This is a genomic window from Yokenella regensburgei ATCC 49455, assembly GCF_000735455.1.
GTDB classification, from domain to species: Bacteria; Pseudomonadota; Gammaproteobacteria; order Enterobacterales; family Enterobacteriaceae; genus Yokenella; species Yokenella regensburgei.
Genome location: NZ_JMPS01000087.1, coordinates 157260 through 171024, shown reverse-complemented (window position 1 = coordinate 171024; position 13765 = coordinate 157260). Strand labels below are relative to the sequence as shown.

Sequence of the window (13765 nt, the reverse complement as noted above, 5' to 3'; positions counted from 1 at the left end):
CAGCTTGCCACACAGTCATGAAATCGATGCCGACGATGTCCTGGTGGTCAGCGATCTGAACGTCGCTTTCCAGCACGAACAGCAGACATATCCTGCGGTACGCTCGCTCTCTTTTCGCCTGAAACGCGGCGAGACGCTGGCGATCGTCGGCGAGTCTGGCTCGGGCAAATCGGTTACCGCGCTGTCGTTGCTACGCCTGATTGAGCAGGCGGGCGGCGAGATGCACAGCCAGCAGATGCTGCTGCGCCGCCGCAACCGGCAGGTTATTGAGCTCACGGAGCAGAACCCGACGCAGATGCGGCGGGTGCGTGGTGCGGATATCGCGATGATTTTTCAGGAGCCGATGACCTCGCTCAATCCGGTGTTTACCATCGGCGAGCAGATTGCAGAGTCCATTCGGCTGCATCAGGGCCTGAACCATGCCCAGGCGCTGGTGGAGGCCCGTAAGATGCTCGACCAGGTGCGCATTCCTGAGTCGCAGGCGGTACTGAGCCGCTATCCGCATCAGCTTTCCGGCGGGATGCGCCAGCGGGTGATGATCGCCATGGCGCTGTCGTGCCGTCCGGCGGTACTGATCGCCGACGAGCCTACCACGGCGCTGGATGTTACTATCCAGGCACAGATCCTGCAGCTTATCGACGTACTGCAAAAAGAGATGTCGATGGGGGTGATTTTTATCACCCACGATATGGGCGTGGTGGCTGAAATTGCCGATCGGGTGCTGGTGATGTACCAGGGGGAAGCGGTAGAAACCGGCAGCGTCAGCCAGATATTTACCGCGCCGCAGCACCCGTATACCCGGGCGCTACTCGCCGCCGTGCCGCGCCTTGGGGCGATGCAGGGCAGCGACTATCCGCGCCGGTTCCCTCAGGCGCATGAAGAATCAGTAACGGAATCTGCGCAGGAGCAGAATACCGTGGTGCCCGGTGAGCCTATTTTGCAGGTTCGCGACCTGGTCGCACGCTTCCCGCTGCGCAGCGGTATTCTCAATCGCATCACCCGTGAAGTGCACGCCGTTGAGAAGGTGAGCTTTGACCTCTGGCCCGGCGAAACGCTGGCGCTGGTCGGGGAGTCCGGCTGTGGGAAATCGACCACCGGGCGGGCGCTGCTGAAGCTGGTAGAAGCGAGCGGCGGAACCATGACTTTTCTCGGGAAGCGTATAGACAAGCTCTCCGGTACGAAGCTGCAGGCGCTGCGGCGTGATATTCAGTTCATTTTTCAGGATCCTTACGCTTCTCTCGACCCGCGCCAGACGGTGGGCTACTCCATCATGGAACCTCTGCTGGTACATAACCTGATGGATAAAGACGCCGCTGCCCGTCGCGTCAGCTGGCTGCTGGAGCGCGTCGGGCTGTCGGCAGAATATGCCGGGCGTTACCCGCACGAATTTTCCGGTGGTCAGCGCCAGCGTATCTGCATTGCACGGGCGCTGGCGCTGAACCCGAAAGTGGTGATTGCCGACGAATCGGTGTCGGCGCTGGATGTCTCTATTCGCGCGCAGATAATTAATCTGCTGCTCGATTTGCAGCGCGAAATGGGCATCGCCTTTTTATTCATCTCACATGATATGGCGGTGGTGGAGCGAATTAGCCACCGCATCGCCGTGATGTACCGGGGGCGTATTGTTGAAATTGGCCCTCGTCGCGCCGTGTTTGAAAACCCGCAGCACCCTTACACCCGCAAACTGATGGCAGCGGTACCCGTTGCCGATCCGGCGCATCGTCGACCGCAGCGCGTACTGTTGTCGGACGAACTGCCGGGCAATATCTATAAGCGCGGTGAAGAGCGCGATAGCGTGCCGTTGCAGCAGGTCGGGCCGGGGCATTTTGTTGCCCGCGACCCGGCAACCAACCCGCTAACGCAATAATCGACAGGGATAACAGGAGAATAAGATGACACAACGCATGACAGGAAAATGGCTGCTCGCGCTGGGGGTAACTTCTGCCCTGGCGGCGTCTCCCGCCTTCGCGGCGAAAGACGTGGTGGTGGCGGTTGGTTCAAACTTCACCACGCTCGATCCGTATGATGCGAACGACACGCTGTCGCAGGCGGTGGCGAAGTCGTTCTATCAGGGGCTGTTTGGCCTTGATAAAGATATGAAGGTGCAGAACGTGCTGGCGGAGAGCTATAGCGTGTCTCCCGATGGCCTGGTGTACACCATTAAGCTGCGCTCCGGCATTAAATTCCAGGACGGTAGCGATTTTAATGCCGAAGCGGTGAAGGTGAACCTCGACCGTGCCAGCAGCCCGCAGAGCCATCTCAAGCGTTCCGGACTGTACCGCAATATCGCCAGCACCGAGGCGGTAGATCCGACGACGGTGAAAATCACGCTGAAAGAGCCGTTCTCGGCCTTCATCAATACTCTGGCGCACCCGGCGACGGCGATGATCTCCCCGGCGGCGCTAAAGCAGTACGGTAAGGATATTGGTTTCCATCCGGTCGGCACCGGTCCGTATCAGCTGGAAACCTGGAATCAAACCGATTACGTCAAAGTGAAGAAATTCCCGGGTTACTGGCAGCAGGGCCTGCCGAAGCTCGACACCATCACCTGGCGTCCGGTGGTTGATAACAACACCCGCGCGGCGATGCTGCAGACCGGCGAAGCGCAGTTTGCCTTCCCGATCCCCTATGAGCAGGCGGCCATTTTGCAAAAAAACAGCAAACTGGAGCTGGTGGCGAGCCCTTCTATCATGCAGCGCTATATCAGTATGAACGTGACGCAAAAACCGTTCGACAACCCGAAGGTTCGTGAGGCGCTGAACTACGCCATCAACCGTCAGGCGCTGGTGAAGGTGGCGTTTGCCGGTTATGCCACTCCGGCAACCGGCGTGGTGCCACCGACCATTGCTTATTCACAGCAGTATCAGCCGTGGCCGTACGATCCAGCCAAAGCGAAGGCGCTGCTGAAGGAGGCGGGTTACCCGAACGGATTCACTACCACGCTATGGTCATCACATAACCACAGTACCGCCCAGAAGGTGCTGCAGTTTACCCAGCAGCAGCTGGCGCAGGTGGGCATTAAAGCCCAGGTCACGGCGATGGATGCGGGGCAGCGCGCTGCGGAAGTGGAAGGGAAAGGGCAGAAAGAGAGCGGCGTACGGATGTTCTATACCGGCTGGACTGCCTCTACCGGCGAAGCCGACTGGGCACTTTCACCGCTGTTTGCAAGCCAGAACTGGCCACCAACCCTGTTTAATACCGCGTTCTACAGTAATCCGCAGGTGGATAAGGATCTGAGCGCGGCCCTGCAAACCAACGATACGGCAGAAAAAACAAAGCTGTATAAAGACGCGCAGGACATCATCTGGAAAGAGTCGCCGTGGATCCCGCTGGTGGTGGAGAAGCTGGTATCCGCGCACAGCAAAAACCTGACCGGGTTCTACATTATGCCGGATACCGGGTTCAGCTTTGACGAGGCCGATTTGAAGTAATGTTTAACTACATTATCAAACGATTGCTGGGGCTTATTCCGACTCTGCTTATCGTGGCGGTGCTGGTGTTTCTGTTTGTGCACCTGTTGCCCGGGGATCCGGCAAGGCTTATTGCCGGGCCGGAGGCCGATGCGCAGGTGGTGGCGATGGTGCGCCAGCAGCTCGGGCTCGATCAACCGCTGTACGTTCAGTTCTGGCACTACATCAGCAACGTGTTGCAGGGCGATTTTGGCACTTCGATGGTCTCAAGGCGTCCGGTGTCGGAAGAGATTGCCAGCCGCTTCCTGCCAACGCTGTGGCTGACGCTTGCCAGCATGATGTGGGCGGTCATTTTCGGCATGGCGATGGGGATTGTCGCCGCCGTCTGGCGTAACCGCTGGCCGGACAGGCTCGGCATGGCGCTGGCGGTGACCGGTATTTCGTTCCCGGCTTTCGCGCTGGGGATGTTCCTGATGCAAATCTTCTCCGTTGAGCTGGGCTGGCTGCCGACCGTGGGGGCCGACAGCTGGCAGCACTACATTCTTCCGGCGATTACGCTCGGTGCGGCCGTTGCCTCGGTCATGGCGCGCTTTACCCGCGCTTCGTTTGTCGATGTACTGAACGAGGATTACATGCGTACCGCGCGGGCGAAAGGGGTCAGCGAAACGAAGGTGGTGTTAAAGCACGGCCTGCGTAACGCGATGATCCCGGTCGTCACCATGATGGGGCTGCAGTTTGGTTTCCTGCTTGGTGGCTCGATTGTGGTGGAGAAGGTCTTTAACTGGCCGGGGCTCGGGCGTCTGCTGGTTGACTCGGTAGAGATGCGCGATTATCCGGTGATCCAGGCGGAAGTACTGCTGTTTTCTCTGGAGTTTATTCTTATCAACTTAGTGGTGGATGTGCTGTATGCCGCCATTAACCCGGCAATCAGGTACAAATAAGATGCGACTCTTAAACTGGCGCCGACGGGCCATTATGGCGACCATGCCTGCGGTAACCCCCGGCCAGGTGCGTACGCCATGGCACATCTTCTGGCGCAAATTTTGTCATCAGCCGGTGGCGATGACCGCCGGGATCTTCGTTTTGCTGCTGATAGTGGTCGCGATTGTCGCGCCGTGGATTGCGCCCTTCGATGCGGAAAACTATTTCGACTATGACCGACTGAACGATGGCCCTTCCATGATGCACTGGTTTGGCGTCGACTCACTGGGGCGGGATATCTTCAGCCGGGTGCTGGTTGGGGCGCGGATCTCGCTCACCGCAGGCGTGTTTGCGGTACTGATTGGTGCGGTTATTGGCACGGTGCTGGGACTGCTTGCCGGGTTCTATGAAGGCTGGTGGGACAGGGTTATCATGCGCATCTGCGACGTACTGTTTGCTTTCCCCGGTATTCTGCTCGCGATTGCGGTGGTGGCGGTGATGGGCAGCGGGATGACCAACGTGATTATCGCGGTGGCGATATTCTCCATTCCGGCATTTGCGCGTCTGGTGCGGGGTAACACGCTGGTGCTCAAGCAGCAGACCTTTATTGAATCCGCGCGCAGCATCGGCGCCGGCGACAGCACTATTCTGTTCCGCCATATTCTGCCGGGAACGGTGTCATCAATCGTAGTCTTTTTCACCATGCGAATCGGAGTATCGATTATCTCAGCCGCCAGCCTGTCGTTTCTGGGGTTGGGAGCTCAGCCACCGACGCCGGAGTGGGGGGCCATGCTCAACGAAGCGCGGGCAGACATGGTTATCGCCCCGCACGTGGCGATGTTCCCGGCCATTGCGATATTCCTGACGGTGCTGGCGTTTAACCTGCTGGGGGATGGACTGCGCGACGCGCTGGATCCGAAGATTAAGGGGTAGGTTTGACCCTCTCCCGGTGGGAGAGGGTCAGGGTAGGGGCTAAAGATTAAACCCGCGTCCCCCACAGATCGTACTCGTCGGCGTTGTCCACTTTCACGCGGATAACGTCGCCCGGTTTCACAGCGGTTTCACCGTTCAGGTATACCGCGCCGTCGATTTCCGGGGCATCCGCCATACTTCGACCAATCGCGCCTTCTTCATCGACCTCATCGATAATCACCATGATTTCACGGCCCACTTTTTCCTGCAGGCGCTCGGCGGAGATCTGCTGCTGCAGCTGCATGAAGCGGTTCCAGCGCTCTTCTTTCACCTCTTCCGGTACCTGGTCCGGCAGTTCGTTGGCGGTTGCGCCTTCGACCGGGCTGTATTTGAAGCAACCGACACGATCCAGGCGCGCTTCTTTCAGGAACTCCAGCAGCATCTCGAAGTCTTCTTCGGTTTCACCCGGGAAGCCCACGATAAAGGTGGAGCGCAGGGTCAGCTCCGGGCAAATCTCACGCCACTGTTTGATGCGCGCCAGCTGGCGGTCAACGGAGCCCGGGCGCTTCATCAGCTTGAGGATACGCGGGCTGGCGTGCTGCAGCGGGATATCGAGATACGGCAGAATTTTGCCTTCCGCCATCAGAGGGATCACGTCATCAACGTGCGGGTACGGATAAACATAGTGCAGGCGGACCCAGACGCCGAGTTTGGCCAGTTGTTCACACAGGCTGACCATGCTGGTTTTGACCGGCTCGCCGTTGTAAAAACCGGTGCGGTGCTTCACGTCCACACCGTAGGCTGACGTATCCTGCGAGATAACCAGCATCTCTTTCACGCCCGCATCGACCAGACGTTTGGCCTCAGAAAGCACATCGCCAATCGGGCGGCTGTCGAGATCGCCACGCATGGACGGGATAATGCAGAAGGTGCAGCGATGGTTGCAGCCTTCGGAAATTTTTAAGTAGGCGTAATGACGCGGCGTCAGCTTCACGCCCTGTGCCGGTACCAGGCTGGTAAAGGGGTTGTGCTGTGGTTTTGGCACATAGTGATGCACGTGCTCGAGCACCTGCTCGTAGCTGTGTGGGCCGGTGATTTCCAGCACCTTCGGGTGCACTTCACGGATCTGGTCGACTTTCGCGCCGAGGCAGCCGGTAACAATGACCTTGCCGTTTTCATTCAGCGCTTCGCCGATAGCTTCGAGCGATTCCTGTACTGCGCTATCGATAAAGCCGCAGGTGTTGACGATAACCATATCGGCATCATCGTAGCGAGGCACCACATCATAACCTTCGGTACGCAGTTCGGTGAGGATGCGTTCGGAGTCTACCAGGTTCTTCGGGCAACCCAGAGAGACAAAGCCGATTTTCGGCTGCTGCATAACATTGCTCATAGCTTAAAAAGTGTTCAATTATTGGAATGGTCAGGGCAGGGATTCTACAGAGATTGGCGGAGAAATTGTACTGAAGTTTGCAGCCCCGTACTGACGGCGAGACGGCGTTTTATCACACCGGATAGAGACGACCCAACCACGGAGAAACTATTTATCAATGTGATAATTTATCATTATCACCCCGTTCTTTCCCTTATATAACCGCCACATATCCCCACGAAACCGCGTTTCTCTTTACGTCTTTTTATGAATCACATCACGATTATTTAACTGTCGGACGGTCTCACGGCAATGTTGGCACACATCAAGCATAGCTAGCCTGGTTTGAATCATTGTTGAGTACTTTAGCCAGCTTTTGGCCCTCAGGTTGTCATCGGGATGTCAGCATCCTGGCCGCAAAGGAAAATGTCTCTTATGAATGAATCAGCTTTAATCAATCAACATGCAGGCACCTCCCACTCACCCGTAGATGAAATTCTCCCACTAGGGCAAATGGTTCTGTATGGCTTGCAGCATGTACTGGTCATGTATGCCGGTGCCGTTGCCGTGCCGCTGGTGGTGGGGAATGCCGTCGGTTTACCGTTAGAACAGATAATCTTGCTTATTAGCGCCGATCTCTTTATCTGCGGCGCGGCGACGATTATCCAGTCGCTGGGTGTCGGAAACTGGCTGGGGTGCCGCCTGCCTTTGGTTCAGGGATGTACCTTTGCGGCCATGGTGCCAATGATCCTGATAGGAAAGCAGTATGGCATTGGGGGGATCTCCGGAGCGGTTATCTGCTGCGGCATCTTTACTCTGATATGCGCACCGTGGATCAGCCGCCTGGTGCGTTTTTTCCCCAAAGCGGTGATGGGCTCCATTGTGACCCTGATCGGCCTTTCGATTATGCCGGTGGCGGGAAACTGGATAGGCGAGGGCGGAGGTGGCGGCGCGGCTTTTGGCGATCTGACTTCGCTGGCGATTGCCGCTGTTACCCTGTTTATCATCCTCAATATCTATACCTTTGGCAGCGGGACCATCAAAAACACCGCCGTGCTGATTGGCCTGATTATCGGGTCGTTTATCTGGTGGATGTTTAAACCCATCGACTTCACGATTGTCGGCACTACCGCCTGGATTAGTTTCCCGCACGTGATGCGCATGGCGACGCCGGAGTTTCACATTATCCCTATCGCCTTGTTGTCGATGACCATGGTGGTGGTGATGCTGGAAACCATGTCGTCCATCATGGCCACCGGCGATATCGTCGGTAAAAAAGCCAATGCCGACACCCTGCGCAACGGCCTGACCGCCTGCGGTCTTACGACCGCCATCGCCGGGTTCTTCAACCTCTTTCCTTATTCCGCCTTCGCCCAGAACGTGGGTCTGATTGGCCTGACCGGGGTACGCAGCCGCTTTGTGGTCTCCATTTCCGGCATCATTTTGATGCTGATGGGCATGTTCTCAAAAATGGCAGCCCTCGTGGTAGTTATCCCGAAACCCGTGTTAGGCGGTGCGGGTGTGGTGATGTTCGGCATGGTGGTTGTGGCCGGTATTCGCACGTTGGGTAGCGTCAATTATCGCAATAACAATAACGGGATGGTGGTGGCGCTGACGATTGGTCTGGGCCTGATGCCGGTGCTGGTCCCTAACCTGTTCGAACAGTTCCCGCCGCTGCTGAAGATGTTTTTGCATAGCGGTATCACCATCGGAACGGTCGTGGCCATTCTCGCCAACCTGACGCTGAACGGCAAAGGCAGCTCGGTGCTGAGCACCAACCATGAAACCAGTGAACCAGATTTGCCGCCTTCAAGTACGGCGGCACGACGCGTGGCGGTGAGAACCGTTCGAATGTGGCTGCTGCTGCGCAAAGTGAAAGGCAAAGAGAACGAGTAAAAGCGCCGTTCCATGTGGGCGTAGAGCAATTAATTACGATGTCAGGGCTTATGGATAACAACTCATAAGCAACGTCTGGCTCTCCATTAACGGACTGCAAGAAGGGAAATATTATGTGTGCCATACGTTCAGCGTCGCCAGGACGCGTGGATGGACTCGCAAAAGTAAAGGGGAAAGCGGTTTACGGTGATGACATTACCATGCCGGGAATGCTCTATGGAGTTTGCCGCTATGCCGATATTCCAGCCGGGAAAATCGAAAATATCGATTTGAGCGAAGCGCTGGCGGTAGAAGGGGTGGTGAAAATCGCCACCTGGGAAGATATCCCCGGTACGCCGGTAGTGGGCATTATTGTTAAAGACTACCTCCCTATCGTCAAAGATGAAGTGGTGTTCCACGGTGACGTTATCGCCGTGGTGGCCGCGACCACTTATGCTGCCGCCTGTGAAGCTGCCGATAAAATTCGCGTGCAGTACACGGCGTATACTCCATTAACGGATGTGGAAGCCGCGCTGGCGCCGGACGCCCGCTGTATCCATCCCGAACGTAGTGACAACATTGCCGCGCATCACCACACCATTAAGGGCAACATCGACGAAGGCTTCGCGAAAGCGACTCACGTGGTGGAGCGTGAATATGAAGTCGGGTTCCAGGAACACGCTTATATTGAAACCGAAGTGGTGCTGACCTGGCTTGACCCTTCCGACAGTAGCCTCATCATTTCCGGCTCGATACAGAACGCGCACCGCGTGCGTAGCTTTGTGGCGAAGTTCATGGGCTGTCCGCAAAGCCAGATCAACGTCAAACGTGCGGTGATGGGCGGTTCGTTTGGTGGTAAAGATGACGTTATCGATCACCTGGCCTGCCGTTCAGCGCTGCTGACCCGCCTGACCGGGCGTCCGGTGAAATTCAACTACACCCGCGAGCAGTCGATCATCGAAAGCTGCAAACGTCATCCGTATAAAATGAAGTACAAAGCGGGTCTCGACGAGAACGGTCGCATTCTGGCGATAAAAATCGATATCCTCGCCGACAGCGGCGGCTATGCGGCCTCTTCACCGTTCGTGACCTGGCGTTCATCGGTACAGGCCGCGGGCCCGTACAACATCCCTAACGTGTACATCGATGTTACCGCGGTCTACACCAACAACAGCTATACCTCCGCGATGCGCGGGTTTGGCTCTCCGCAGGTGGTGTACGCCAACGAATCCTTTATGGATGAAATTGCCGAAACGCTGAAGATGTCGCCGGTTGAGCTGCGAAACATCAACGCCCTGCGTCAGGGGGATGCCTCTGTTACCGGGCAGGTATTTGATAAACACACCGTTTCGGCGGTAGAAGTGCTGGAAAAGGCGGCCACTTCGTCTGAATACATGGCAAAACGCGAACACTATCGCGAACTGAACCAGAAAGGCGGCGTCTGGCGCTACGGCATTGGTCTGGCGCTGAGCTATCGCGGCTGCTCTATCGGTGCGGAAGGGGTAGATACCTCCACGGCGCTGATTCAGGTCAACGAAGACGGCAGCGTCAACCTTGCCACATCGGTATCCGAGAATGGTCAGGGCCTGCAAACCACCATGTCGTTGATTGCGGCGGAAGCCTTCGGTATCGACATGAAGGAGATCCACTTCTGCGAACCGCCGACCTCGGTAATTGGCGACGGTGGCTCGACGGCGGCAACGCGCGGCACCATGGTCGGTGGTGGCGCTATCCTTGACGCCGCTGATAAAATCAAACAGCGTATTCTGAGCGTAGTGGGCGACAGCATTGGTACCAAAAATCTTGCTGATACGCTGTGGCAGGACAACTTCATCATCAACAAGAATGATGAAAGCCGACGTCTGGATTTCAAAGCAGCGGTTCATCAGACCAAATGGGCGAGTATCAGCCTGACCGAATACGGGTGGTACGTTCCACCGCCGATCCACTGGGACGAAGAGAAGGGCTGCGGCAGCCCGTATTTCACCTGGGTCTATGGTTGCCAGGTGGCCGAAGTCCGGGTGAATACCAGTACCGGCAAAACCGATCTTCTGCATGTTACTGCGGCCCACGATGTCGGACACGTGCTTAACCCGGTCGGTTTCGAAGGACAAGTATGCGGCGGCGTGGCACAAGGATTTGGCTACGCATTGCTGGAAGATTTCAACATCGAACACGGCCAGGTGAAGTCGGAAAACTTCGACAGCTACCTGCTCCCGACCATCAAAGATATTCCCTCCATTACCGTGATTGGCGTTGAGAACCCGGATATTGCCGGGCCGCTGGGCGCTAAAGGGATTGGTGAACCGGCCACTGAACTGGCCGCAGCCGCCATCAATAACGCGGTGAGTTTCGCCCTCGATACCCGTTTTAATAAACTGCCGCTGACGCTTGAGCAGGTGATTTTGGGCTACAACCTGAAGAAACCGGCGCGTCAAAGCGAGTTGATGATTGAGCAGGACAACAAAAAACAGGTGCTGCGTCTGACCGATGTCTCCGTGACCCGGCCGAAAAACCTCGACGAAGCGCTGGGATTACTGGCGGTGGAGGGCGTTTCCGCCATTGCCGGGGGCACCGACGTTATCGTGCAGGGCCGCCTGCAGACCCGCCCGGTGAAGCTGGTGGATATCTCGCATCTGGAGGAGCTAACCCAGATTAGCGAGGACCCACAAACTCACGAGATGATCATTGGTGCCGCGGTGACCTTCAACCGTATCACCGACCACCCTCTGCTGCGTGAACGTTATCCGCTGCTGGTGGAGGCCTGCCACACGGTGGGGTCGCATCAGATCCGTAACCGCGCGACGATTGGCGGCAACATCGTCAACGCGGCACCCTGCGGTGACTCTATTCCCCCGGCCATTATTTACGACGCGCGCATCGAACTGCGCTCAGCAAACGGCGTACGTAACATGTCGTTGGGCGAGTTCTTACTCTCAGGCTACAAGACCCAGCGCCAGCCGGACGAGCTGCTGACGAAAGTTATCCTGCCGCCGCCGGCGGTGCCGGAAGCAAAAGGTTTCTACCATCAGCTTGGCCGACGTAACGCCCTGAATATTACCCGCCAGAGCCTGACCGCGTTGATGAAATTCGATGCCAACGGGGTGGTGGAGTACTGCCGCCTGGTCGACGGCGCGCTGTTCAGCAAGCCGCAGCGTCTGCTCGACGTTGAACGCTGCCTGCTGGGGCATCGTTTGAGCGCTGAGACCATCGACAGCGCCTGCGAAATACTCGACAGCCTGATCTACGCCGCCATCGGCAAGCGCTGGTCGGCGGCGTACAAACAGCCGGTCTTTGTCAGTATGTTCCGTGACATGATGGCGCAAGCACAACAGTCGTCAGGGAAATAAAAAATACAGCAGACAGGGCGCCCGGCGCCCTGCATACAGGATAGCGTTATGAGCACAATTAAAGTCAAAGTGAATGGCACACTGGTTGAGGCCAAAATTGAAGGCAATATGCGCCTTCTGGATTTAGTTCGCGACACGCTGCAGCTGAAGGCTACCAAAGAGGGCTGCTCCATCGGTGAATGCGGTGCCTGCACCGTTATCATGAACGGCAATGCGGTCTGCTCCTGCCTGGTGCTGGCGGCCCAGTGTGATGATGCGGAAATCACCACCCTCGAAGGGTTGAACAGCCATCCGGTCACACAAAAACTGCAGGACGCGTTTGTTGAGAAAGGCGGCGTACAGTGCGGCTTTTGTACTCCAGGCGTACTGGTCAGCGCCACCGCGCTCATCGAGAAAGTGCCGCAGCCAACGGATGAGCAGCTGAAAGACGTGCTGGAAGGCAACATCTGCCGCTGCACGGGTTACCAGCCAATACTCGACTCCATTCATCATGCTTTAAAATCGTAATACAACGTCGACACCCGGGAGCGGAGCCCCGGGTGTTGTAACATTGTAAATGATGTTAAAAAACGTAGAAAAGTTGACCTCGCGCATCATTCTGTACAAAAAATGACCATACTATGATCGTGTCAATGGATGACAGAGGAGGAAAATAGTATGAACGTTGACAGACTGAGACGTAACCTGATGAATAAGCTCATCAATGCGCGAATCGATCTTGCCGCTTATCTGCAGCTCCGGAAAGCGAAGGGATATATGTCGGTCAGCGAGAATGACCATCTGCGTGAGAACTTGTTTGAACTCTGTGACGAAATGCGTCACAACGCCGGTTTACTGAAACAGGCTTTGCTTCCGGAGGAGCAGGAAAACCTGCGTCAGGCCGGTGAGGCGATCGCATCGGCTGCGGTTTGCCTGCTATCCGGGCATCATGATTGCCCGCTATATATCGCCGTAAACGTAGATACGCTCGAACGCTGTCTGAATAATCTGACAAATAGCATTCATAAATTGAATGCATTCTCTTCGCCCGCGCATGTCTGAAATCAGGGGGAGTTATCTCCCCCTGCTCGAAAGCTATATATCTAAAACACTTAGCTAACCGGGATCCCCACCACCTGCTGGAACGCCGGACGCGCCTTCAGCTGCTGGTACCAGCGCTGCAGATGCGGACGCGGTTGCCAGGTATGGACGGTTTCTAACAGGTTGTAGACGAATGGCCCGACGGCGATATCGCCTGCGCCGAAGTGCTCACCGGAAAGCCAGGTGTGCTTCGACAGCTCTTCATCGAGGATCGCGAGCATCGGTTCACAGTCGAGGATCGCTTTTTCAATGGCTGGCATATCACGCTGCTCAGGCGGCGTTCTCACCAGCCCCATCAGGATCCCGCGATGCGCCGGGGTCAGCGTGCTGTTAGCCCAGTCCATCCACTTTTCACCCTGCGCGCGCAGTGCCGGTGAATCGACCCACAGACGACCCTGACCATACTGGGCTATCAGGTAACGCACGATGGTGTTTGATTCCCACAGCACCAGGTCCGTTTCGGCATCGCGCAGCAGCGGCACCAGGCCATTCGGGTTCATTGCCAGATAGGCTGCATCGTGGTTCAGGCCAAAATGCATGCCTGCCAGGATTTGCTCATACGGTAATTCCAGCTCTTCCAGCGTCCAGCGAACCTTCTTAACGTTGGTTGAGTTATTTCTGCCCCACAGCGTAATCATAAAAAACTCCAGCTTTTTGTGACGATGCGAATGTAAATATGTTGAGGGAAAGTAAACCGTTAAGCAATCACGATCAAAAAAAACGTGTTGTTTTCAGCAAGTCGTCTCGTTATTGCGTAAACTTTAAAAACTTTACCAACTCACTGTTTCTTTAAGATCATTTCTACGTTATTACTCAGCGTTTGTTGCGTAATGGTGTGTTTTTTG

10 protein-coding genes are annotated in these 13765 nt (G+C 56.3%); 8 read left to right on the top strand and 2 right to left on the bottom strand.

Annotation, left to right across the window (positions count from 1 at the left end):
* Positions 1-4: 4 nt before the first annotated feature.
* The 4 genes from gsiA to gsiD are packed head-to-tail and all read left to right on the top strand — an operon-like array spanning position 5 to position 5264.
* The gene (gene gsiA, locus GYRE_RS22600; protein WP_038258741.1) at positions 5-1867 is read left to right on the top strand and encodes a glutathione ABC transporter ATP-binding protein GsiA; all 1863 of its coding nucleotides are present in this window, start codon (positions 5-7) and stop codon (positions 1865-1867) included.
* Positions 1868-1892: 25 nt separating this feature from the next.
* Complete coding sequence (gene gsiB / locus GYRE_RS22595) at positions 1893-3431, top strand: glutathione ABC transporter substrate-binding protein GsiB (RefSeq protein ID WP_038258739.1); 1539 nt, start codon at positions 1893-1895, stop codon at positions 3429-3431.
* Positions 3431-4351: a glutathione ABC transporter permease GsiC gene (gene gsiC / locus GYRE_RS22590; RefSeq protein WP_038258737.1), complete on the top strand. Its 921-nt coding sequence runs from the start codon at positions 3431-3433 to the stop codon at positions 4349-4351. Before gsiB ends, gsiC begins: the two co-directional genes overlap by 1 nt.
* A 1-nt stretch (position 4352) precedes the next feature.
* Positions 4353-5264, top strand: a complete 912-nt coding sequence (gene gsiD / locus GYRE_RS22585; RefSeq protein ID WP_038258734.1) for a glutathione ABC transporter permease GsiD — start codon at positions 4353-4355, stop codon at positions 5262-5264.
* A gap of 46 nt (positions 5265-5310) precedes the next feature.
* Here gsiD and rimO read toward each other — a convergent pair whose 3' ends face one another.
* Positions 5311-6636, bottom strand: a complete 1326-nt coding sequence (rimO, locus tag GYRE_RS22580) for a 30S ribosomal protein S12 methylthiotransferase RimO (protein WP_038258728.1) — start codon at positions 6634-6636, stop codon at positions 5311-5313.
* A 414-nt stretch (positions 6637-7050) separates the two neighbouring features.
* Here rimO and GYRE_RS22575 point away from each other — a divergent pair, with 414 nt between their 5' ends.
* The 4 genes from GYRE_RS22575 to bssR all read left to right on the top strand — a co-directional run bounded on the left by GYRE_RS22575 (position 7051) and on the right by bssR (position 12881).
* Positions 7051-8511, top strand: a complete 1461-nt coding sequence (locus GYRE_RS22575) for a uracil-xanthine permease family protein (protein ID WP_038258725.1) — start codon at positions 7051-7053, stop codon at positions 8509-8511.
* Between the two features lie 113 nt (positions 8512-8624).
* The gene (locus GYRE_RS22570) at positions 8625-11840 is read left to right on the top strand and encodes a molybdopterin cofactor-binding domain-containing protein (protein ID WP_038258722.1); all 3216 of its coding nucleotides are present in this window, start codon (positions 8625-8627) and stop codon (positions 11838-11840) included.
* A gap of 48 nt (positions 11841-11888) precedes the next feature.
* Positions 11889-12347, top strand: coding sequence for a (2Fe-2S)-binding protein (locus tag GYRE_RS22565; protein WP_006819189.1), 459 nt, complete (start codon positions 11889-11891; stop codon positions 12345-12347).
* A gap of 150 nt (positions 12348-12497) precedes the next feature.
* Positions 12498-12881: a biofilm formation regulator BssR gene (bssR, locus tag GYRE_RS22560; protein WP_038258720.1), complete on the top strand. Its 384-nt coding sequence runs from the start codon at positions 12498-12500 to the stop codon at positions 12879-12881.
* Positions 12882-12931: 50 nt separating this feature from the next.
* On the opposite strand, the gene GYRE_RS22555 is transcribed toward bssR, so the two are convergent.
* Positions 12932-13558 (bottom strand): glutathione S-transferase family protein, encoded by a 627-nt coding sequence (locus tag GYRE_RS22555; protein ID WP_006819191.1) that lies wholly within the window; start codon positions 13556-13558, stop codon positions 12932-12934.
* Between the last annotated feature and the right edge of the window lie 207 nt (positions 13559-13765).